The following is a 657-nucleotide window of genomic DNA, read 5'->3' on the forward strand; positions in this document are numbered from 1 at the left end:
CACGCCATGGACGAACTGGAAGACCTGTTCGCCCGCTGTTTCGACGAAGGCGAGTAAACCCGCGAATCACCGGGGAATTTACCACTCTTTACCGCCATCCCACCGGCCACGCTTCGGCCTTCACACCGCCTCGTGTAAACTCTCTTCCAGCAAGGAGGAGCCATGCCCGCCGATAGCAGCCGTAGCCAACAGCATTTAAAAGCCATTAACCGCGCCCTGGCCAGCGGTACCTATACCCAGGTACGTCAGCTGATCAACAATTTGCCCGGCGCGGAAGCGGCACATTTACTGGAATCCTCCCCGCCACGGGAACGGGAAATTCTCTGGCAGCTGCTGCATAAAGATCAGGAATCCGAAGTCCTGCAATACCTGGGCGAAGAGGTCCGGGTAGAACTGCTGCGCAACCTGTCCACTGACGAACTGGTATCGCTGGTAGAAGAACTGGACACGGATGACCTGGCGGATTTGCTGCAAGAGCTGCCGGACCATGTCACCTCCCAGGTGATGGCCAGCCTGGACGAACAGAACCGCGAACGGCTGGAGCATGTGCTCAGCTACCCGGAAGACACCGCCGGTGGCCTGATGAACACGGACGTGATCACCGTGCGCCCGGAGATCACCTTCGAAGTTGTTCAACGCTACCTGCGTCGCCGCGGC

General features: G+C 59.1%; 1 protein-coding gene. It reads left to right on the forward strand.

Features of this window, described 5'->3' with window-relative positions:
• Positions 1-162: 162 nt before the first annotated feature.
• A partial coding sequence (locus A3730_RS02965) for a magnesium transporter (protein ID WP_197477244.1) occupies positions 163-657 on the forward strand: 495 nt, incomplete at its 3' end.

The organism is Alcanivorax sp. HI0044, from assembly GCF_001634945.1.